The sequence below is a fragment of the Vibrio phycocola genome (assembly GCF_054404255.1).
Map to the genome: position 1 here is coordinate 261,733 of NZ_JBTAMQ010000002.1, position 21,262 is coordinate 282,994.

Annotated in this window: 21 protein-coding genes; 14 read left to right on the plus strand and 7 right to left on the minus strand. The window is 41.9% G+C overall.

Features of this window, described 5'->3' with window-relative positions:
- Position 1: 1 nt before the first annotated feature.
- Positions 2 to 586 carry a 5'-deoxynucleotidase gene (gene yfbR, locus ACXJY6_RS04790; RefSeq protein WP_458767574.1) on the plus strand — a complete coding sequence of 195 codons (585 nt, stop codon included), beginning with the start codon at positions 2 to 4 and terminating at the stop codon, positions 584 to 586.
- A gap of 57 nt (positions 587 to 643) precedes the next feature.
- Complete coding sequence (locus tag ACXJY6_RS04795) at positions 644 to 1,975, plus strand: anti-phage deoxyguanosine triphosphatase (protein WP_458767575.1); 1,332 nt, start codon at positions 644 to 646, stop codon at positions 1,973 to 1,975.
- A 20-nt stretch (positions 1,976 to 1,995) separates the two neighbouring features.
- Here ACXJY6_RS04795 and ACXJY6_RS04800 read toward each other — a convergent pair whose 3' ends face one another.
- Positions 1,996 to 2,616 carry a tRNA-uridine aminocarboxypropyltransferase gene (locus tag ACXJY6_RS04800; RefSeq protein WP_458767576.1) on the minus strand — a complete coding sequence of 207 codons (621 nt, stop codon included), beginning with the start codon at positions 2,614 to 2,616 and terminating at the stop codon, positions 1,996 to 1,998.
- Between ACXJY6_RS04800 and rrtA the strand changes: the two genes are divergently transcribed.
- Positions 2,617 to 3,162 carry a rhombosortase gene (rrtA, locus tag ACXJY6_RS04805; protein ID WP_456051025.1) on the plus strand — a complete coding sequence of 182 codons (546 nt, stop codon included), beginning with the start codon at positions 2,617 to 2,619 and terminating at the stop codon, positions 3,160 to 3,162.
- A gap of 73 nt (positions 3,163 to 3,235) precedes the next feature.
- Here rrtA and ACXJY6_RS04810 read toward each other — a convergent pair whose 3' ends face one another.
- On the minus strand, positions 3,236 to 3,403 hold the full coding sequence (locus tag ACXJY6_RS04810; protein ID WP_458767577.1) for an entericidin EcnAB: 168 nt from the start codon (positions 3,401 to 3,403) through the stop codon (positions 3,236 to 3,238).
- 303 nt (positions 3,404 to 3,706) lie between these two features.
- Between ACXJY6_RS04810 and ACXJY6_RS04815 the strand changes: the two genes are divergently transcribed.
- Entirely contained in the window at positions 3,707 to 5,167 is a 1,461-nt protein-coding gene (locus ACXJY6_RS04815) for an HD-GYP domain-containing protein (protein ID WP_458767578.1), read from the plus strand.
- A gap of 56 nt (positions 5,168 to 5,223) precedes the next feature.
- Here ACXJY6_RS04815 and ACXJY6_RS04820 read toward each other — a convergent pair whose 3' ends face one another.
- Complete coding sequence (locus ACXJY6_RS04820) at positions 5,224 to 6,816, minus strand: ABC-F family ATPase (RefSeq protein WP_458767579.1); 1,593 nt, start codon at positions 6,814 to 6,816, stop codon at positions 5,224 to 5,226.
- Between the two features lie 227 nt (positions 6,817 to 7,043).
- Positions 7,044 to 8,105, minus strand: coding sequence for a protease SohB (gene sohB / locus ACXJY6_RS04825; RefSeq protein WP_456051021.1), 1,062 nt, complete (start codon positions 8,103 to 8,105; stop codon positions 7,044 to 7,046).
- Between the two features lie 78 nt (positions 8,106 to 8,183).
- Here sohB and ACXJY6_RS04830 point away from each other — a divergent pair, with 78 nt between their 5' ends.
- Positions 8,184 to 8,924, plus strand: coding sequence for a YciK family oxidoreductase (locus ACXJY6_RS04830; protein WP_458767580.1), 741 nt, complete (start codon positions 8,184 to 8,186; stop codon positions 8,922 to 8,924).
- Positions 8,925 to 8,993: 69 nt separating this feature from the next.
- Here ACXJY6_RS04830 and ACXJY6_RS04835 read toward each other — a convergent pair whose 3' ends face one another.
- Positions 8,994 to 9,281, minus strand: a complete 288-nt coding sequence (locus tag ACXJY6_RS04835; protein WP_456051019.1) for a SemiSWEET transporter — start codon at positions 9,279 to 9,281, stop codon at positions 8,994 to 8,996.
- A gap of 326 nt (positions 9,282 to 9,607) precedes the next feature.
- On the opposite strand from ACXJY6_RS04835, the gene ACXJY6_RS04840 reads away from it, so the two are divergent.
- The 8 genes from ACXJY6_RS04840 (at position 9,608) to ACXJY6_RS04875 (ending at position 17,681) form a co-directional block, all read left to right on the plus strand.
- Complete coding sequence (locus ACXJY6_RS04840) at positions 9,608 to 10,834, plus strand: helix-turn-helix transcriptional regulator (protein ID WP_458767581.1); 1,227 nt, start codon at positions 9,608 to 9,610, stop codon at positions 10,832 to 10,834.
- A gap of 214 nt (positions 10,835 to 11,048) precedes the next feature.
- Positions 11,049 to 12,794, plus strand: coding sequence for an arylsulfatase (locus ACXJY6_RS04845; protein ID WP_458767582.1), 1,746 nt, complete (start codon positions 11,049 to 11,051; stop codon positions 12,792 to 12,794).
- 68 nt (positions 12,795 to 12,862) lie between these two features.
- Positions 12,863 to 14,002: an anaerobic sulfatase maturase gene (locus tag ACXJY6_RS04850; protein ID WP_458767583.1), complete on the plus strand. Its 1,140-nt coding sequence runs from the start codon at positions 12,863 to 12,865 to the stop codon at positions 14,000 to 14,002.
- A gap of 129 nt (positions 14,003 to 14,131) precedes the next feature.
- Entirely contained in the window at positions 14,132 to 14,959 is an 828-nt protein-coding gene (locus ACXJY6_RS04855) for a helix-turn-helix domain-containing protein (protein WP_458767584.1), read from the plus strand.
- A 55-nt stretch (positions 14,960 to 15,014) separates the two neighbouring features.
- On the plus strand, positions 15,015 to 15,653 hold the full coding sequence (locus ACXJY6_RS04860; RefSeq protein ID WP_458767585.1) for a LysE family translocator: 639 nt from the start codon (positions 15,015 to 15,017) through the stop codon (positions 15,651 to 15,653).
- A gap of 122 nt (positions 15,654 to 15,775) precedes the next feature.
- On the plus strand, positions 15,776 to 16,201 hold the full coding sequence (locus ACXJY6_RS04865; protein WP_458767586.1) for a hypothetical protein: 426 nt from the start codon (positions 15,776 to 15,778) through the stop codon (positions 16,199 to 16,201).
- Positions 16,202 to 16,229: 28 nt separating this feature from the next.
- Positions 16,230 to 16,637: a GFA family protein gene (locus ACXJY6_RS04870; protein ID WP_458767587.1), complete on the plus strand. Its 408-nt coding sequence runs from the start codon at positions 16,230 to 16,232 to the stop codon at positions 16,635 to 16,637.
- A gap of 66 nt (positions 16,638 to 16,703) precedes the next feature.
- The gene (locus tag ACXJY6_RS04875) at positions 16,704 to 17,681 is read left to right on the plus strand and encodes a 2-hydroxyacid dehydrogenase (protein WP_458767588.1); all 978 of its coding nucleotides are present in this window, start codon (positions 16,704 to 16,706) and stop codon (positions 17,679 to 17,681) included.
- Between the two features lie 69 nt (positions 17,682 to 17,750).
- Here the strand turns inward: ACXJY6_RS04875 and uxuA are convergent, their stop codons facing one another.
- On the minus strand, positions 17,751 to 18,932 hold the full coding sequence (uxuA, locus tag ACXJY6_RS04880) for a mannonate dehydratase (protein WP_458767589.1): 1,182 nt from the start codon (positions 18,930 to 18,932) through the stop codon (positions 17,751 to 17,753).
- Between the two features lie 84 nt (positions 18,933 to 19,016).
- Positions 19,017 to 19,793: an FCD domain-containing protein gene (locus tag ACXJY6_RS04885; RefSeq protein ID WP_456051009.1), complete on the minus strand. Its 777-nt coding sequence runs from the start codon at positions 19,791 to 19,793 to the stop codon at positions 19,017 to 19,019.
- 393 nt (positions 19,794 to 20,186) lie between these two features.
- Here ACXJY6_RS04885 and ACXJY6_RS04890 point away from each other — a divergent pair, with 393 nt between their 5' ends.
- On the plus strand, positions 20,187 to 21,191 hold the full coding sequence (locus ACXJY6_RS04890) for a TRAP transporter substrate-binding protein (RefSeq protein ID WP_456051008.1): 1,005 nt from the start codon (positions 20,187 to 20,189) through the stop codon (positions 21,189 to 21,191).
- Positions 21,192 to 21,262: the final 71 nt, after the last annotated feature.

Consider the following 21,262-nt stretch of genomic DNA (forward strand, 5'->3'; position numbering starts at 1 on the left):
TATGAAAGAGAGTCATTTTTTTGCACACCTAGCCAGAATGAAATTAATTCAGCGCTGGCCACTCATGCGTTCTGTTTCTAAAGAAAACGTTTCCGAGCACAGTTTACAAGTGGCGTTTGTGGCTCATGCACTCGCTCTGATTAAAAACAGAAAATTTGGCGGTTCAACGAACCCTGAGCGTATTGCAATAAAAGCAATGTATCACGACAGCAGTGAAGTGCTCACAGGTGACCTGCCAACACCTGTCAAATACTACAATCCAGAAATCGCTAAAGAGTATAAAAAAATTGAAGCGGCGGCGGAGCAAAAACTCCTCTCTATGCTTCCCGAAGAGTTCCACGATGATTTCAAACCATATTTGCTTTCAGATGCCGTGTACGAAGAAGATGAACTCATCGTAAAACAGGCAGACTGTTTGTGTGCGTACCTCAAATGTTTAGAAGAGCTCAGCGCAGGAAACCATGAATACGCACTGGCGAAAAAGCGTCTTGATGTCACGTTAGAGCAACGTAAATCACCTGAAATGACTTACTTTTTAAACACCTTCGCCCCCAGTTTTGAACTTACTTTGGATGAAATCAGCTAAACTAAGATCTTACAGCAAGAACAGGTTGGTAAATTAAGTTACGAATCAGGAGTAAATATGGACCTAACGATAAACCCACTTTGGGAATTGCGTCATAATGATGAAAACAAACTTCGCCTCAATGACCATCGAAGTCCATTCCAACGCGATCGCGCTCGCATTCTCCACTCAGCTGCTTTTCGTCGCTTACAAGCCAAAACTCAAATTCATGGTACTAACCTGAATGACTTTCATCGTACGAGGCTGACTCACTCCCTTGAGGCCGCGCAGATAGGAACTGGAATTGCCGCTCAATTAAAACTGAAACACCCAGAACTGAATTCACTACTGGGCTCAGATAGCTTAATTGATTCTCTCTGTTTAGCTCATGATATTGGTCACCCACCCTATGGTCACGGTGGTGAAGTTGCCCTAAATTATATGATGCGTGACCACGGTGGCTTTGAAGGCAATGCACAAACATTTCGAATCGTGACTCGCCTAGAGCCATATACCGAACACCATGGTATGAACCTTTCTCGTCGCACTCTACTTGGATTGCTAAAATATCCAGTATTGATTAGCCAACTAAGCGCTAAAACTCAGCCACACCCACCGATTAATCAACGCCAGCTCAAAGCCAAAGATTGGGCACCCGCGAAAGGAGTGTATGACTGCGATCAAACTAAGCTTGCGAGCGTATTTGAACCGTTAAGTGATCATGATAAAAAACAGATCGCAACGTTACGTGACCCAATGAACGACAACCCAAATCGACATCAGAAAACTCGGTTTAAATCTCTCGATTGTTCCATCATGGAGCTGGCGGACGATATTGCTTACGGCGTCCACGATTTAGAAGATGCTATCGTTTTAGGCATGGTTAATCGCAATCAGTGGCGAGAAGCAGCCGAAGCTAACTTAGCTCAATGCGGTGATCCTTGGTTTGAAACGAATCTAGACTCGATCAGTGATATGCTATTTTCCGGAGAGCATTTTAAGCGAAAGGATGCCATTGGTGGAATGGTGAACGCTTTACTAACGAACGCGCGAATTCAACCAGTAGATTGCCACTTTGACTCTCCATTGCTAGCGTATAATGCCATTCTCGAACCAGCGATGGCACAAGCTTTAGGTGTGTTAAAACAATTCGTCAGTCATTATGTGATTCAAAATCCTCAAGTTCAGCGCTTCGAATATAAGGGGCAGCAGATCATTATGGAATTATTTGAAGCATTAAATGCTGATCCTGAACGATTACTCCCTGAATCAACGCAACAAAAATGGCGACTGGCTGAACAGCAATCCGATCAAGGTATGCGTGTGATCTGTGACTATATCGCAGCCATGACCGATGCCTACGCACAACGTCTTCATCAAGAACTGTTTTCGAGTAATAGCATCCGATAAAAACTAACGCCTTTATATGCTTAGTTTTTTTTGTTCAGATAATTGCGTTCAAAAATCCCTGCTGGCATTTGTGCAATTTGAAACTCAATCATCTTCTCAAATGTAGTGATCAGTGATGAAAAATCTCGTTCTGGATGCCACAAAGAAAGCAGATGAAACCCTGCCTCAACCGTCGATAAAGCGTTTGGATCAGGCGCTTTCCGAATTCGATAATTTCCATGCAACTCGCTTGGTAACTTAACACAAGGCAAGCAATGTAGATTGCTCGACAACTGCCATATTTTGTAGGCTTTCTTCCATGTACCATCTAAGAGAATTGCACGTTGTTTTCGGCTATTGCTGTTCTTTGTAGGTTTATTTGAGAGTGCGATAGCGTATTCTCTCGGATATAATACAAAATGCTCATACTCTGCATCACCGAGAAGTCGATTTAGACCCTCGTGATTGGAGAAGTCCTCACCAATAAAGAGATGTGAGTTTGGTAAAGACAGTGCCAGTATTTTCGCTGTGCCCATTGGACGATGTTCTTCTGTTGGATGCTGAAGAATAACAAGTTCCAAATTAGAATTAAGCGTTTGAATTGTTGAGCAAATACATGCTCTTTTAGCCTTTCCACATTGAGAGCAATAACGAGAAGTCATATGTATCGAATCCTAATTTTAGCCATAATTACCCTAATCTGTATCTTTGCTCAGCACCCGGTAGTATCCCACGCTATGATATGGGATAGAGAACTTATTCTCGATGGCGAATGGTGGCGAATTTTAACAGGAAACCTTACCCATACAAACCTACCACACCTCATAATGAATGTTGCCGCATTATGGCTGATCGGAATCATTTTTCAATCGCACCCATTTCAACTACTAGTGATCACCATTGCTTTATCAATCATCGTGGGTGGAGCGTTAATACCATTCTCTAATATCGACCAATATGTCGGGCTTTCAGGAACATTACATGGTTTATTCGTCTACGGTGCGCTGCAGGAATTAATGAAAGGAAAAGCAAGCAGTTGGCTGTTAGTCTTAGGGATAATCGTAAAAGTTGGATGGGAACAATGGGCTGGACCATTAGCCTCTACAGAAGAGATGATCGATGCACCCATTGCAATTGAAGCACATCTTATCGGCCTAGTTGCAGGGATATTCCTCGCCTTCATAACACCCAACCATCGACAATTATAGTGAATCTCGAGTCACACTGAAGTCAATCAATGCCTATCTATTTTGATGTGCTTGATTGGCTTTTGAGTTTATTCTACTCCGTTGCGTTGTGAATGGCCTCTCTTGTTCCATCAACCACTTCACCAGTCGTTGTTTTTGTTTGCTCCCATATTGTGGATGAATCTTTTTTTACGCCCTTAAGTGTTTCTGCACAACCAGTTAACAGCATAGCCATCGCTAATGTGACCAATGTTATTTTCATTATTCTTCTCCACTTATTCTATCGAATTGAAATATCGACTTTAGTTTCTCACTCTTTACTAATCATTAAAGACTTCGAGTACAAAGATGGCTTTTAAAAAAAGGAGTCAAAATTGTATCTCACTACGCATCGAATTTGTCACTCATTTATCTAGAGTTACATTTTTAAATATCGTAAATAAGACATTCTGACAGTTTGAACTACAATTTATGGATTAGAGCTTTTTTTAAAGGTAATGAGATCGCTTATTCCTCACGCAAGAATCGGTGTTGTCCCATAGGTATTCAATTCAAAGTGAAGCGCATGAATAAAATAAACTACGATCCTAATAAGACATTCCTCTACTATTTCACCGCCGCGGTCGTTTTTGGGACTTATGGGGGTAGAGTTTGCCCAATGCTTGAAACACTCACTGGATTAGAAATACTCTACCATGTGGGTTTGACATACAGCGTTTTATTTATCATTCGCCATATAGTATCTACACAATTCAACTTTTTAGGCATGAAAAACCTGGTCAATCTTGATGTTAGCCTAGCACTTTTAGCGAGTCTTCCATTTGCTGCTTATTACTCTATTAGCTATGAATTCCCTCTGGATAGCAATGCCAAAGTGATCTTTGGAATGGCCCTTTTTGGCTTCTTAACCGGCTTCATTCTTGATCTACAGGCCAAAATTTATTCTCTTGACGATACTGCTGCATCCGCCAGTATCCCATCGACAGATGAAAGACGCTCTATGGTCACTCAAGCTATTGTTCTTGTCGTGCTTTTACTTGCATTTTTGACCATATCCCTGACCATGATTGGAGTTAAAGACGTTTTTTGGCTCGAAAATAATCCCCAAAAATTGCTCGATGGTAGTGGCAAGATTAGTGTTATTAAAGAGTTCGTTTATGTGTCTGTTGTTCTAATTGCTTATTCGATTTACATCATGACGATTTGGAGTTCGCTACTTAAACGTATCTTTGCTGGACATGAGGAAGCTCTAATACGAGTAACCTCCGGAGAAATCTCTAGCCGCCTTCCAGTATATTCAAATGATGAACTTGGGGCCGTTGCCTTAATGACTAATTCAATGCTCGACTATCTTGAACGCAGTCAAGAGGAGATACAAGTCACTCGTGATGCCGCCATTGTTGGGCTTGCAGCTCTCGCTGAATCGAGAGATAACGAAACTGGTGCTCACATCATTCGAACTCAAGAGTATGTGAAAATTCTCGCTATCGAAATATCAAAACACGAGAAACACCAGCAACAACTAACGCCTCACTACATTGACTTATTGTACAAATCCGCCCCTCTTCATGATGTCGGCAAAGTTGGCATTCCTGACTCTGTCCTACTTAAACCTGGAAAGCTCACAGACGAAGAGTTCGATATTATGAAAGGACACCCGCAAATTGGCGCTGATGCATTGTCAATTGCTGAGGACCAACTAGGAAATAGTTCATTCTTAACCGTGGCACGAGAGATTTCGCTAACACACCACGAAAAATGGGATGGCTCGGGTTACCCTAATAAGCTAAGCCACGACGATATCCCAATAGCAGGACGTTTAATGGCGCTGGCGGATGTTTATGATGCCTTAATTTCAAAACGTGTGTATAAGCCAGCGTTCAGTCATGAGAAAGCCAAGTCTATCATTCTGGAAGGTTCTGGGTCTCACTTCGACCCAGATGTTGTCGATGCATTTCTAGCGGTAGAATCAGGCTTTATTAAGATTGCTGATATGTATAGAGATCGTAGTGAACTAGAAGAATAGAACCAGAAACAAAAAAGCCACACATACGTGTGGCTTTCATTATCAATATCTAATAACTACCCGCTAATCCCCTGCGAACGAAGATATTCAGCATAACTGCCTTTAAAGTCAGTAATTTTATTGTCACTAATTACGATAACTCGCGTCGCCAGAGAATCAACAAAGATACGGTCATGAGAAACGAAAAACAACGTGCCTTTATATTGCTCAAGGGCCGTGTTTAATGACTCGATAGATTCCATATCCATGTGGTTGGTTGGTTCATCCATCAGCAGCATATTTGGTTTGTGCATCATAAGCTTACCTAAAAGCATACGACCTTGCTCACCACCAGACAGGACTTTAACTGACTTCTTAATATCGTCTTGACTAAACAGCATACGGCCTAAGAAGCTACGAATAACTTGCTCATCATCGCCTTCTTGACGCCATTGGTTCATCCAATCAAAAAGCGTCATATCTTTCTCAAAATCATGGGCATGATCTTGAGCGTAATAACCAATATTCGAGTTTTCAGACCATTGATACGTTCCGCTGCGAGGCGCTAATACGCCTGCTAATGTATTCAAGAGCGTGGTTTTACCTACGCCATTTTCACCAATAATTGCGACACGTTCGCCAACTTCAAAAATTGCCGAAAAATCACTAAAGAGATCATTGTCAAAACCTTGAGTTAGGTTTTCGACAACTAGAGCATTACGGAACAGCTCTTTTGACTGCTCGAAACGAATAAATGGATTTTGACGACTTGATGCTTTAACTTCATCTAGCTGAATCTTATCAATTTGTTTCGCTCGTGATGTTGCCTGCTTCGCTTTTGATGCATTAGCCGAGAAACGAGCAACGAAGGTTTGTAGCTCTGCAATTTGTGCTTTTTTCTTTGCGTTATCAGACAACAAACGTTCACGTACTTGAGAAGCTGCCATCATGTATTCATCGTAGTTTCCTGGATAAAGACGTAATTCGCCGTAATCCAAATCAGCCATATGAGTACAAACCGAGTTTAGAAAGTGACGGTCGTGCGAGATGATAATCATGGTGCAGTTACGCTGGTTTAACGTCTCTTCAAGCCAGCGAATCGTATCCATATCCAGGTTGTTGGTTGGTTCGTCAAGCAACATGATGTGCGGGTCTGCGAATAATACCTGTGCTAACAGCACACGCAGTTTCCAGCCGGGAGCAACTTCACTCATCAAACCATAATGCTGCTCAAGAGGAATACCCACCGCCAACAGTAATTCACCGGCTTTGGATTCGGCCATATAACCGTCCATTTCAGAAAATTCTGTTTCAAGGTCAGCCACTTTCATTCCATCTTCTTCGCTCATTTCAGCTAAAGAATAGATGCGGTCACGTTCTTGTTTTACTTCCCAGAGTTCTTTGAAACCCATAATAACAGTATCAACAACCGTGTACTCTTCATACGCAAACTGATCCTGGTTCAGCTTTGCAACACGCTCGTTAGGGTCGTAACTCACATTGCCACTGGTTTGCTCGAGCTCACCACTTAGAATTTTCATAAAGGTTGATTTACCACAACCATTAGCACCAATAAGACCGTAGCGATTGCCTTCGCCAAATTTAACTGAAATGTTTTCAAACAGCGGCTTAGCACCAAACTGTTGAGTAATATTTGCGGTTGAAATCAAAACCAGACCCTTTATAAAAATGTGATGTATGTAGAAAAACTGGCGTCACGTTACTTGTTCACGCCCTATTCTGCAAGTGAAGTTTGCCTGTTTTTATCTAACAGATTTATTTTCCTAGATTATTATCTCAATGAGCCATTTGCTCTTACGTTATTACATAACCATCTAGCTCGCCTTAACAAAGAAAAACCCCGCAATTGCGAGGTTTATTATTCTCTGGGGCGTCATTAAACGATTGGTCGTTGCCCGCGGCTGAGCAATCTCATAAATACGTTTTCAGCAGCTTCTCCAGCAACACCGGATAGCTTATCAGTAAGCTTTTTCTTCTGTACATAACTGATCGCAAGCACGGTTTTCTCCTGACACGCATCTACAATCAAATCATCAGACGTTTTTATCTCATCAACCAATCCAAGTTTGTGTGCTTGAGTTCCAAACCAATGCTCTCCCGTTGCAACCGAGTCCACATCTAAAGAAGGACGACGTTCACGAATAAAGTCTTTAAACAAGCCGTGAGTTTCTTCTAACTCTTGTTTGAATTTCTCACGCGCTTTATCTGTGTTTTCACCAAACATTGTTAAAGTGCGCTTAAATTCGCCTGCGGTAAGTTGCTCATATTCAATATCATGTTTCTTTAAAAGCTTACTAAAGTTAGGCAATTGAGCAATCACGCCAATTGAACCGACGATCGCAAAAGGCGCTGAGACTACATGATCGGCTATACATGCCATCATATAACCACCACTCGCCGCGACTTTATCAACGGCAATCGTTAACTTAATCTCTTTCGCTTTTAAGCGGTCAAGTTGTGAGGATGCCAAACCGTAACCATGGACCATACCACCGCCAGATTCGAGCTTAAGCAATACTTCATCACCTTCTTGAGCAATAGCGAGAATCGCAGTGATCTCCTCACGAAGTGCGCTGACTTCTTTTGCATCAATACTGCCGTTGAAGTTCAACACAAAAAGATGTGCGTCGCGCTTCGCTTCCAGTGTGCCAGCTTTAGCGGCTTTCTTAATTTCTTTAGTTTCAGATTTGTGTTTCGCTTTCTCGTCTTTCTTTTCCGCTTTATGACGAGCTTTAAGAAAGGCTTCATCGTGAATATGATGCTCTAAATGCTCAACGGTATTCTTATGTTTCTCTGTCAAGTTAACCACTTCCAACTCACCTTTTGATGATGGATGCTTTCCGTTAACCGACTTAATAATGATCAGTACAGCTACAATAGCCACGACCACAGTCGCAATCTTAGCTAAAAATAAGCCATAATCTAATAAAAATTCCACTGATGTAATCCTCTCATGTGCGATTTGGTGTATTGTACCCATCTTAATAAATAAATCATAACGATAAGGCGGTAGAGCGTGGATTATTCTGTTTCTTCGCAAGCTCTTAAAGGCAAAACCATTTTGGTCACGGGTGCAGGTGATGGCATCGGTAAACAAGCAGCAATCAGCTATGCTCAGCATGGCGCAACGGTTATCTTGTTAGGTCGAACCGTGGCTAAGCTAGAACAAACTTACGATGAAATCGAAAACCTGGGTGCGGCACAACCAGCCATCATTCCTTTAGATATGAATGGTGCCACCAAACAGAATTATCAAGACATGGCGGACACAATTGATGGTCAATTTGGTCAGTTAGATGGTATTTTGCACAGCGCAGGTCTATTAGGTGTTATTACCCCATTCGAACATATAGGCGAAGACGCTTACGATGAGGTGATGCAAGTCAATGTGAAAGCGCCCTTTCTAATGACACAAACCCTTTTGCCTTTGCTGCATAAGTCTGATGATGGACGAGTGATTTTCACCACATCAAGCGTCGGCCATGTTGGACGAGCATATTGGGGTGTCTACGCGATGTCTAAGTTTGCAACAGAAGGAATGATGCAAGTTCTTGCGGATGAGTTGAGCGATACATCTGTTCGAGTCAATGCTATCAATCCAGGTGGCACACGGACCAAGATGCGTGCACAAGCCTTTCCTGCAGAAAATCCAGATAACCTGAAGACACCAGAAGATATTATTCCACTCTATTTGTATCTTATGGCGCCAGAAGGACAAGCGATTCACGGTCAATGCATCGACGCTCAACCAAAGTAAGCCATTAAATCGGTGAGTTACAGACGTGCTATCGCAGCACGTCTATCAGTATCAACCTAAAACCAAACTCTAAGGTAGGCACGTCTCTTTACGTTTCGCAAACACGCTTCTAAGCTTAACAACCAAAATCACCGAAGCAAGACTCAGTGTTGCGGTATTGGCAACAATTATCGGTAGATTCCAATCAAATAGCCCATAGATTAACCACAACGCAACCCCAAATACAAAAAATAAGTACATCCCCAACGATATTGCATCCGTGTTTTTTGTCTTTAGTGTATGAATAACTTGAGGAATAAAAGAGCATGTCGTACAGAATGCCGCAGCATAGCCTAGATGAGATGGATCAATGGTCATTGAGTTTATGTTAACCTTAAAAATTGTTTCGCAATATACGCTGTTTAGTGAGGGGCGATATTATAAAAGCGAGCGCGCCTATCAGCAATAGAATTAAGCCTTATAAATTCATTTGTCGGATAGATAATTCATCCGTAAATACGATCAACAAGAATGCCCACCTATTCACCACTTCATTTATGGAATCTCCCTTCCCGCATATGAAATGGTCATTTTAATGAAATGAGACTACCCACTGCGTCTTGTATTTAGCCATAAATTAGAATGCACTAACACAAATCGAAGCTCTTGATCCTTTCGTACATTTCAAATGGAGGACTCGAAACATGGAAGTACTGCTTTATTTAGGCATCGTACATTCTCTGTTTATCATTCTATTTTTGCTTTCTAGAAAGCCAAGAAATACTGGCGATATGATTCTAGTTTTCTGGATGATGTTTCTAGCATTGCCGATGGTTTCTGATTTAGTGTGCCCTCAGGGTTTTGACCTCCCTATTCCACTCTTAAAAGATAAACTGCCTTACGCGCTAACGTTTGGGCCACTACTCCTGCTGTATACCAACTATATAACCAATGGCTATAATTGGACAAAAAATCAATTTGTGGTCCATTCATTGCCCTTTATTCTCGCAGTCATATACAAGCTACTTTTTGTACCAGAGTTAACCTTTAACCCTAACCTTGATATCAACAACAGCCTATTCGGTAACCTACTTTCCACTGCAATTCTAGCCTCGTCTTTGGGCTACGCGAGCGTGACCTTAAATCGATTGAAGAAGCATAAACAGAACGTGTTGGACCAATTCTCTTCTCTTTCATCGTCAATATCTTTGAAATGGTTAAGGTGGCTAAGCATTGGACTGATTGTCACTTCAATTCAACCCTTTATATTTATGCTGTTCTCTTTTCCCGAGCTACTGCACACTCGAATCTTCGCGTTACTCACCTTTATGTTTGTATTAAGTTTTTTTGGACTCAACCAGCTGCAAGTCTTCTACCCAATCCTTAGTAAAAAGAGTAATCCTAACCATGCATCGACTTCATTTACTGAAGCCTCGTCACCCACATCAGAAACTCAACAAGAACCCGATACTTTTGTGCTCAATGACGCTCAAAATGATATTTCTAGAGAGACATGTCACCATAAAGTACGATATGAACGCTCTGGGTTAACCCATGATAAAGCAAGAGAACTGCTTTTATTAATCGAGAGCTACATAGACAAAGAAAAACCGTATTTAGACCCAAATTTAACTGCCGATAAATTGGCATTACAATTATCAATACCACGCCATTATCTTACTCAAGTATTCAGTGAAGAATTGGGCAAGAATTTCTATACCTACATTAATGAACACCGAATAAAAACCGTTCAAGCAATAATGCAAGACCCTAGTCATCGTTCACTGACACTGCTTGATATTGCTTACCAAGGTGGTTTCAACTCGAAGCCCACATTTAACCGTGTTTTTAAAGCGAACTGTAATATGACTCCGTCTCAATACCGTAAATCGTGTCGATGCACTGAGTCGATAAAGGAGAGTGTTGCTTAATAAAATTGTTTATTTTCCATAAGTTACGAACCAACATCTTTATATGTCTTATGGCTCACAAATCTAATATGTATTGGTATTAACTGAGCGGTTGAGACGCTTCATCGAGCTCTTTCATGACTTAATAAGACCAGATAATTAACTGGAGTCTCTCTTTAAAATTGAGTTTGGCTCCTCCTAACAAAATGGTCTAACAATACAGAATGGAGCTTTTATGAAGTTATCAAAATGTACTATCGCAATAGCGGCAGGCTTAGCACTTACAGCAGGTTTTCAAGCAACCGCAGCCTCTGTAACACAAGCCGAAAAACCCAATATTATTCTTATCCTCACCGATGACATGGGCTATTCAGACCTCTCTTGTTACGGCGGCGAAATCCCTACTCCTAATATCTGTGCACTCGCAGAAAATGGGGTAAAAATGACCGACTACTATACCAACCCAATGTCGGCACCAACACGTTCAATGATCCTAACCGGTGTCGATAACCACAAGACAGGGATGGGTAACATGCCTCCGCTTCGTTCCGCCAACCAAGTCGGTCGAGCAGGATATGAAGGGACGCTAAATAATAAAGTCATGACAGTTGCCGAGATGCTCAAAGCCGGTGGTTACAATACTTACATGTCAGGCAAATGGCATTTAGGGAATACACCACAAACATCACCAAAAGGAAGAGGATTTGATAAATCATTCGCATTCCTTGGCGGTGGTATTTCACACTATGCCGATCAGTTACCTTTAAATGGTTTTGAAGAACCACACTTTTTCTATTCTGAAGATGGTGTAAGACTTGATGAGCTACCGAGTGACTTCTACTCGACCGACTATTATACCGACCGAGCAATTGAATACATTGGTGATAAGGCAACTGACACCCCGTTCTTTACTTATTTGGCATACACTGCGCCGCATAACCCACTGCAAGCACATAAAGAGTGGATTGATAAGTTCAATGATGGTCGCTATGACGTGGGTTATGACGTTATCAGAAAACAAAGACTTGAACGCGTTAAAGAGCTCGGATTAGTCGATAAAGATGCTAAGGACGTCGTTGATAATAAAGACTTTAAACCTTGGGACTCCCTTTCTGACGAGGAAAAGAAAGTATCTGCTAAGTCAATGGCGATCTACGCAGCGATGCTTGTAGAGTTGGATAATAATGTTGGACGTTTAGTTCAGCACCTAAAAGACATCGGTGAATACGAAACAACCCGCATTATCTACGCTCACGATAATGGCACCAATCCAAAACCGGATACCAACTATTCAGGCAACGCACCGAAATTTTATGACGGATTCGATCTTTCATATGAAAATATGGGTCTGCCAAACTCATACGTATCTTATGAAGCAGGCTGGGCTGAAGCAGGTACGACTCCGTACGCTTACTATAAAACAACAACTGGGCAAGGTGGCGTAAGAGTTCCATTCATTGTTTCTGGTGCCGGAATCGTAAACAAAAACCAGTTCGTCACATCTGGCAACAGCATGGTGACCGATGTCACTCCAACCATTTTAGATTGGGCTGGCATTGAAAAACCAACAACTCGTAATGGTATCGAACTGCATGAGTTTTCTGGTAAATCACTGGTACCGTTCTTAGCCGGTGAAGAGAAACAAGTCCGCTCTCCAGAAGACCATATTTCGATAGAACTGAATGGCTACAAAATGTTGGTCAAAGGTGATTACAAACTGCGTGGTATGAATGGCCCACATGTGCCAAAAGTCGGGAAAGATTGGCAGCTATTTAACATCGCGAATGACCCATCGGAACAAGTCAACATTGCAAGTGAGCAACCAGAGAAACTGGCTGAACTGGTCGCATTGTTTGATGAGTATGCCGCTGATGTTGGAATGGTGGAAAAAGATTGGACGTATCCAACTCTTTACCATCGTCAAACTTGGATGCTCCGCGATGGAAAATTCGCTGATATTCCATTTCGAGAAGCAAAATAGCTATCGTAACTAAATGATAGAACCGCAGGCTAACGATTCTGTTAGCCTGCTTAGTTGAGGAGTACTAAATGAAATACCCATTTCACGCCATTATTAAGCCCGTCGGCGATGTGTGTAATTTGAATTGCCAATACTGCTTTTATAAAGAAAAAAGTGAAGATGGCGACCGAATGACCAACGAAACATTAGAGCTACTCACTAAAAAGTATATCGATGAACAACCGCAAGGCTGTAAAGAAGTTCAGTTTGTATGGCAAGGTGGCGAGCCGATGATGGCTGGCATCGAATTTTATGAACTCGCGGTCGAGTTACAACGCAAATATCAACGCCCTGGAATGACGATTACAAATGCGATTCAAACCAATGGCACATTAATTACCGAACGCTGGGCAGACTTTTTAAAGCAACACAATTTCTTAGTCGGCATCTCCATTGACGGGCCTCTTTCTATCCATGATGCTCAAAGAATCTATTATTCGGAGTCCGGTAGTCACGACAACGTCATTCGTGGATATAAAAAGCTTAAATCCAGAAACATAACCACCAATATCCTATGCGTTATCCACAACAACAACGTCACCCATGGTGCGAACATATACCGTTACTTCAATGAAGAACTAAATGCGACAAGTATCCAATTCTTACCGGTAGTAGGATCTCAGGGACTAGATTCTGCACATTGGGGGGAATTTCTAGTAACCGTATTTGATGCTTGGTTGAAAAATGGTCTCGGCCGAGTATCCATTCAACTTTTTGATGCTACTTTTACTCGAACCTCACAAGGGGTTGAAACATTCTGTGTGCATTCACATGAGTGTGGGCGTCAACTCGCCGTTGAACGTAATGGTTCGGTATATGCTTGTGACCACTATGTTGAACCGTCTTATAAATTAGGCAATATCGCCAATGATAATTTCGTAGATCTGTTAAATAGCGATATTCAACAACGATTTGTTAAAAACTCCACAAATCATGATGATGCATGTGCCGGTTGTAAAGTAAAAGGGTTATGCCAATCTGGGTGTCCTAAACACCGCGACACTTCAGGTAAAAACCGACTTTGTGAAGGTTATTATCGATTTTTCACATACTCGATGGCCTATAATTACGCCATAGCAGAAAGTCTTCGTCGTGGCTTAGATGTTTCAACTTACAAAACCTTTCTACCGCAAATTGAAGTGCAAGTGAAACAAGCACTGACGAATTAACACTGAGTAGTGCGCCACTAGAACTGAGGTTGATTTCGTATCTGAATTGGAGGAGTTTATCATCTAGGTTGCTCCTTCTACTTAGATTCAATAAGATAGCTGCCAGATTAACCTTATGGAGCCAGCTCAGTGAATCATCACGTTCGAGATATCAGTCAGCAGTTTTGGGCCAGCCAACGCCTTCCCTACCTGACGATTCGATCAACGATGAACAGCGGACAAGGATATAAACCTCATAGTCATCCAGAGCTTTCAATCGGCATTATTCAAGCCGGTATAACGAACTTAACCATAAACCAACAACACAGCTTGTTGCATCCAAATGACATGATTCTCATCGAGCCAAATTGTGTTCACTCCTGCAATCCAGTCGAAGAGCTACCGCGAAGCTATCACATGCTTTATATTGACCAGCACTGGTGTTGCCAGCAACTAAGCAAATTATATGATCACCCCGTCAATCAATTTAGTTGTGAATCTTCACCTCTCAAAGCGTCATCCGCTACTTGGACCTTGCTTATCAATCAATTAATGGCTCACGATTTAGACATAACGGTACATGAGATTGAACCTAGGTTGGTCGCACTTATTCACCGCTACTGTATTCCGATTAATCCAGCGGCCAACGAAGATACACTAATACACAGTGTCCGATCTAAGTTACTTGAAGATATTATTCACCCACCTTCCTTAGACACACTTGCTGTGCAAATAGGGCGAACGAAAGAAGCTATGATTCGTAGTTTCAAGCACCAATTTGGCATTACACCAAAGTCGTTCTTGAATAACTATCGCGTTGAACGAGCGAAACAACTGTTAAAATCTGGCGCAACGATTGTCGATGCCGCAATTGAAGTTGGCTTCTCTGACCAAAGTCAATTGCACCGTGCGTTTATTAATTATACCGCATCAACGCCAAGACAATATCAACAAGCTCACATCAATTTTCGACAATAATTCATTAATTCAACCACCTATAGTCAGGGTTTCATTTGACAATAGGTTTTTATTTATGCAACTCAGCACCCTTCTACCTGCGGCTTTTCCTGCGCTTGCTCTCGCCCATTTTGTTGCGCTGTTAAGCCCAGGGCAAGATTTCTTCTTACTGATCGCCCATGCGATCCGCTACAAACTAAAAGGTAGCCAATTTATCTGCCTTGGTATCGCTTTGGGTAACGCATTTTATATTGCAATCACAATCGTGGGCTGGAGTTCTCTTAAGGACTACCCACTACTATTTTCGACCGTAGAATTACTCGGTGCCGCCTACTTGTTGTGGATAGGCTCACGTCTGGTCAAAAGCCAACAAGATGACTCTATGTTTCACACCTCCCATGTAGCGATTCCATCGGCGAAAAAACAGCTCTTACTCGGATTATATTCTGCCCTCCTCAACCCTAAAAACGCGTTATTCTACATGAGCCTGATGGCGGTTATTCTAGGCAATGAGGTCTCTGTAGTTCAGCAGGCTTCTTGCGGAGTATGGATGTTTTTTGCCGTCTTAGTTTGGGATTTAGTCATTGCCAGTATTATTGGTCAGTCTCGTGTTCAAAACTGGTTATATTCAGCGATTCATATCATTGAAAAAGGCGCAGGGATTATTTTGATATTATTTGGGCTTGCACTTTTCGTCGACTATCTACCCCATTAAAGCGATAAGCTTTAGAAGATATCAATCGATATCCTATCTAAGTCACAATATCGGGATTGGTATTGAATCGTAACCAATTTACACTATAAGATTGTTAACAATAGGTTACGAAGAGAATGATAATGAGATTCGCATTGCTTTCATTCGCGGTTATGTCATCAGCGTACGCCGCTCAATTTGACTCAGAAAACTACTCAACATCGCTCGATTTTGCTCAAGTCACTCATGTCGACGCTTTGCAAACCGATGATGGAAGTTGGTGCTTTAATACATCAGTTCGCCATAGCGACCAAGGTTGGGATCATTATGCGGATAGTTGGGAAGTGATTGACTTAGACGGTAACCAATTAGGTTATCGATTACTCGCACATCCTCATGATAACGAACAGCCTTTTACTCGCCGTCAATGTGGTATTCACATTCCCGAAGAGGTCACCCATGTTGCCGTCAGAGCAAAATGTAATCAACACGGTTATGGTGGCAAAGCCGTCGTAATCGATCTCAATTCAACGTCGGGGCAACATTATTCAATTCGTCGCCAACACTAAGGCTAATAATCACACTAGGAGATAGGAAATGACACAAGTACACAATGGTTCATGTTTATGTGGTGCTGTTCAATTTGAAGTTATCGGTGAATTCAAAAAATTCTTTTTATGCCATTGCAGTCGTTGTCGAAAAACATCTGGCTCTGCACATTGCTCAAACCTATTTGCTCCAGCAGCCAAGGTTAAATGGCTAAGCGGCGAAGACAAAATTAGCCATTATCGCCACCCCGATACCAATTTTGCGCGCAACTTTTGCTCGAGCTGCAGTTCACTTGTTCCACTTCATAACGTTGAAAGAGATATCGTTGCAGTACCAGCTGGCAGTTTGGATTCTGAAATAGATGTATCACCACAAGCGCACATTTTTACCGATAGCAAAGGCAATTGGGATGGCATCCTTAACGATATCTCTTGCTTTGAAAAAATGCCCAATTAACCATTTAACCATGGGTATACAGTAATCATCGGTACATGCGTAACATTGTATTAGAAAGGCGTTAATATGAAATCTAAAATCGTTCTCTATAAACCCTTGCCCGAGTGCCAACGTCAGAGATTGGAGGCGCTTTTTTACGTCACAGCATTTGATTATGTTAACGACCACAACCAAGCAGAGTTTATGGCTGCTTTGGAAGACGCGGAAGGTTTGATTGGCGCAGGCGATTATATGGGCCCCGAAATTCTTCAACACGCTAAAAAATTGCGTGCAGCGTCGACCATATCGGTGGGTACCGACCAATATGATTTGGAATACCTCGCGTCGAGAAATATTCCCTTGATGCATACGCCAGGTGTCATGAATAACACGACAGCAGACACAATTTTCATGCTAATGATGTGTGCCGCTCGGCGTACCGTCGAGTTATCCAATTTTGTTCGCAACGGAGAGTGGAAAGGTAGCATTGGGGAAGCATTTTTCGGCACAGACGTATATGGAAAAACACTCGGTATTATTGGAATGGGTCGAATTGGTTATGCCATTGCTCGTCGAGCACATTTAGGCTTTGACATGAATATCCAATATTACAATCGTTCACAACATAAAGAGGCGGAACAGCACTTAAGTGCCACTAAAATGAGTTTGAAAGAGGTGCTGTCTAGCTCAGACTTTATTTGTGTCATGGTACCGCTGACCAAAGAAACAGAAGGACTCATTGGTCAGCCAGAATTTGAACTAATGAAAAGCTCCGCTATCTTCGTCAATGGATCTCGAGGAAAGGTCGTTGATGAGGCTGCGTTAATCGATGCATTAACTCACAAGACGATTCGCGCAGCAGGTTTAGACGTGTTTGAGGTGGAGCCTCTCCCAGGAGATTCACCACTGTGCCAGTTGGACAACGCCGTGATCGTCCCTCATATCGGTTCAGCCACAACAGAGACTCGCCATAATATGGCCACTTGCGCTGTCGACAATCTAATTGCGGCTCTCAATGGCGATGTAACTAAAAACTGCGCCAACCACGCTCTGCTTAAGTCTTAAACGAAACATAAAAAAAATGGCCTCATCTCGAGGCCATATTAAATTTAACTGGAAAATAGCGGTTTAAAGCTAGCTAAAAAATGCTCGCTTAAGTGCGGCTTCCATACCTCGAACTTCTGCTAACCCTTTTAAACGACCAATCGCAGAATAACCTGGGTTGGTTTTCTTTCTCAAATCATCCAGCATTTGATGACCATGATCGGGACGCATTGGAATTAAACGTTCATCCCCCGCCCCAGAACGGCGCTGCTCTTCAGCCAAAATTGCTTTGACCATACCATACATATCGACATTCCCAGCCATATGAGAAGCTTCATGGAAACTCATCGGGTTTTCTTCACGCTGAGTTGAACGCAAGTGCGTGAAATAAACACGGTCGGCAAATGTTTCAGTCATAGTGACGAGGTCATTATCAGCACGAACACCATAAGAACCAGTACACATCGTAATACCATTAGACTGACTCGGCACTTCTTCCGTTAACCACTGAATATCATCGATAGTAGAAACGACACGAGGTAAGCCCAAAATCGGACGCGGTGGATCGTCAGGATGAATCGCTAAACGTAAGCCGTTCGCATCACAAACAGGTGTAATTTCCTTAAGAAATGAAGCTAAGTGCTCGCGCAGACGCTGGCTATCAATACCGTTGTAACGATCTAACTGTTTCTGAAATTCATCCAGAGTGTAACCTTCTTCAGCACCCGGCAATCCCGCGATGATATTTTTGGTTAACTTGCTAACGTCAGCTGGAGTCATTGCTTCATAATACTGCTTCGCACTTGCCTGCTCTGCTTCGGTATAATCCGATTGCGCATTAGGACGCTTCAAAATAAACAATTCAAATGCAGCAAAAGCAATTTGGTCGAAACGCAACGCTTTAGAACCATCCGGCATTTCATACTCAAGGTCAGTACGAGTCCAATCCACCACCGGCATAAAGTTGTAGCAAATCGTATCGATACCACACTTCGCGAGGTTTTCTAACGTCGTTTTGTAATTGTTAATCCACGTCTGAAATTCACCTGTGCGCGTTTTAATTTCTTCATGCACCGGAACACTTTCCACCACGGACCAAACCATACCTTTAGCTTCAATTTCTGACTTCCGTTTCTCGATCTCATCTACTGGCCATACTTCACCATTTGGAATGTGATGTAATGCGGAAACGATACCGGTAACACCCGCTTGGCGAATGTCATCGAGTGATACAGGGTCATTTGGTCCATACCAACGCCATGTCTGTTCCATGTTATATCCTCTCTAAATATATTATGTTTATAGCTTGATAGGCCCATTGGCAGCTATGTTTTCCCAATGGGCATTGTTCTATTTCTAATCGGTAGGGTAATGAGTGATGGGGTCAATATTAAACAAGTAACCATCAAACTGTGGATGGCTAATATCCGATAAACCAAGTAGTGTCTGTTTAACATTTTCCAAATGTTGCCACATTGCATCACGCGCTCCAGCAGGGTCTCGCCGCTGAAGACTCGCCAGAATCAATTCATGATCATGCAGCCAACGCTTACGGTAATTTTCATTGCTAATGTGTTTATGCAATTGCTGCCACATTGGGCTATTATTTCGACGGACCCAAAGGTCTCGCACCATATCACTGAGTACACTATTTTGTGTTGCGTCAGCGATGGCGATATGAAACATCTCATCACCATCGTAATCTTTACGATCGTTTTCGAGATTAATACGTTCTAATTCAAGAGAGTGACGCAGTTTTGATATGTCATTTTTCGTAATCTGCCGAGCGGCAAACTCTGCGATACGACTTTCAAGAAACTGACGAGCTTGAAGCATTTCAAAAGGGCCGACATCATCGTTCACGTCATCACAATCTTCCTCTTTTCTAGATTGTGAATGCGTTCTTTCAGTAGGAATTCGAATTACGTAAACACCAGAGCCTTTACGTACATTAACGATGCCTTGAATTTCAAGCATGATCAACGCCTCACGCACTACCGATCGGCTCACGGTCATCATCTCGGATATTTCCCGTTCTGGTGGCAACTTGTCACCGACAGCAAACTCTCCTGCTGATATCCGTTCTTTTAATGCAGCACCGACCTCTTGGTATAAGCGCTTAGGTAAAGTCATTGATTTCAAGCCCTTGTAAATGCAAGTTATGAGCATTTAAACACACTGTGATTACTCTCATATAATGCGTATTTTAAGACATATTAATCATACTAATATGATTTAATTGGTCAGTCCAATTTTTATTAATTTAGTTTTATAAGGCTTATCTTGCGTAAAATTACCTCAATTTCAATCAAAATGTGTACATTTATTGACCCGACTCACACGATTAACCAAAAGATTGGTCAGGACACTTAATTGTGAGGTTCGTCGTTTGGCCTTACCAAAAACATCTTTATACTAAGCTCCATGTCTTAAATATTACTTTTAAAATTTCAATCAATTTTGAAGACATGAGTTGCATAGTTTTAACTACCCTACAATCAAAAAATATAAACAAGGAAATGTCCTATGTTAATTAGTAAGAAATTTAAAAAGGTCCTTAAAACGACGGTAGCAAGCGTAACGTTTGCAGCTTTGGCTACTTCAGCAGCTTCAGTAAGTGCAGAGACACTTCGTGGCGCGAGCATGTTTGATGATAAACATACATTTACTAAAACAATGGTGAAATTCGCTGAATTAACTGAACAGTATTATAAAGGTGATGTTGAGTTCGATTTACGTCTCAACGGCGAATTAGGTGTTGAGAAAGACTACGTGACTTTCTTAAACCAAGGTGTGGCAATTGATTACACCATCTTAGCACCTTCAAATATGGCTCGTTTCGCTCCTTCAATTCCACTTATGGACATGCCATTTTTATTCCGTGACTTAGACCACTGGAATACGGTACTGTCTAGCGACACTCTTGCACCATTAGAGCAAGAGCTTGCTGATAAAGCCGATATCGTTATTGTTGGTTATGCTGGCGGTGGTACTCGTAACCTGATTTCAAATACGAAAATCAGCAATATGGATGAGTTAGCTGGCCACAAAATGCGTGTGATGGGCGCTCCAATTCAGGCTCAAATCTTTGATGCTATCGGTGCAGCCCCTTCTGCTATCGCATACAACGAAGTCTATAATGCGATTCAAACCGGTGTAGTTGCTGGTCTAGAAAATGAAGCGGCAAGTATCCAAAACCTTAAGTTCTACGAAGTTGCGCCTAACGTAACACTTACTGCTCACACAATTACCGTACGCCCAATCGTATTTAGTGGTAAAAGTTTCCGTAAGCTTCCTGAAGAACTTCAAGCTGCAATCATGAAAGCAGGTAAAGAAGCCGGTGATTACGGTCGTGAACTAGAATCTCGTGAAGACGGCATTAAACTTAAGCAAATGGCGGATGCTGGACAAATCCAAGTATCTGAGTTTGAAGGTCGTGAAAAGCTGCTCGATATGGTTAAACCTGTTCAAGACAAATTCGCAGCAAGTATCAATGCAACTGAATTACTTGAAGCTATCCGTACCAAGTAATGCTTATTAATCTTTATTTTAGTTAATCATAAATATCTTTGAGGCCTAGATTGGCCTCAAGGATATTTTAT

Excerpts from the sequence above, each read along its gene's own strand:
- ACXJY6_RS04845 (WP_458767582.1), top strand. The coding sequence starts at position 11,049 with ATGAAGTTATCAAAATGTACTATCGCAATAGCGGCAGGCTTAGCACTT.
- ACXJY6_RS04810 (WP_458767577.1), bottom strand. The coding sequence starts at position 3,403 with ATGAAAATAACATTGGTCACATTAGCGATGGCTATGCTGTTAACTGGT.
- ACXJY6_RS04870 (WP_458767587.1), top strand. The coding sequence starts at position 16,230 with ATGACACAAGTACACAATGGTTCATGTTTATGTGGTGCTGTTCAATTT.
- ACXJY6_RS04850 (WP_458767583.1), top strand. The coding sequence starts at position 12,863 with ATGAAATACCCATTTCACGCCATTATTAAGCCCGTCGGCGATGTGTGT.
- ACXJY6_RS04795 (WP_458767575.1), top strand. The coding sequence starts at position 644 with ATGGACCTAACGATAAACCCACTTTGGGAATTGCGTCATAATGATGAA.
- ACXJY6_RS04840 (WP_458767581.1), top strand. The coding sequence starts at position 9,608 with ATGGAAGTACTGCTTTATTTAGGCATCGTACATTCTCTGTTTATCATT.
- ACXJY6_RS04800 (WP_458767576.1), bottom strand. The coding sequence starts at position 2,616 with ATGACTTCTCGTTATTGCTCTCAATGTGGAAAGGCTAAAAGAGCATGT.
- ACXJY6_RS04890 (WP_456051008.1), top strand. The coding sequence starts at position 20,187 with ATGTTAATTAGTAAGAAATTTAAAAAGGTCCTTAAAACGACGGTAGCA.
- rrtA (WP_456051025.1), top strand. The coding sequence starts at position 2,617 with ATGTATCGAATCCTAATTTTAGCCATAATTACCCTAATCTGTATCTTT.
- ACXJY6_RS04875 (WP_458767588.1), top strand. The coding sequence starts at position 16,704 with ATGAAATCTAAAATCGTTCTCTATAAACCCTTGCCCGAGTGCCAACGT.
- ACXJY6_RS04865 (WP_458767586.1), top strand. The coding sequence starts at position 15,776 with ATGAGATTCGCATTGCTTTCATTCGCGGTTATGTCATCAGCGTACGCC.
- uxuA (WP_458767589.1), bottom strand. The coding sequence starts at position 18,932 with ATGGAACAGACATGGCGTTGGTATGGACCAAATGACCCTGTATCACTC.
- ACXJY6_RS04815 (WP_458767578.1), top strand. The coding sequence starts at position 3,707 with ATGAATAAAATAAACTACGATCCTAATAAGACATTCCTCTACTATTTC.
- yfbR (WP_458767574.1), top strand. The coding sequence starts at position 2 with ATGAAAGAGAGTCATTTTTTTGCACACCTAGCCAGAATGAAATTAATT.
- ACXJY6_RS04835 (WP_456051019.1), bottom strand. The coding sequence starts at position 9,281 with ATGACCATTGATCCATCTCATCTAGGCTATGCTGCGGCATTCTGTACG.
- ACXJY6_RS04885 (WP_456051009.1), bottom strand. The coding sequence starts at position 19,793 with ATGACTTTACCTAAGCGCTTATACCAAGAGGTCGGTGCTGCATTAAAA.
- ACXJY6_RS04860 (WP_458767585.1), top strand. The coding sequence starts at position 15,015 with ATGCAACTCAGCACCCTTCTACCTGCGGCTTTTCCTGCGCTTGCTCTC.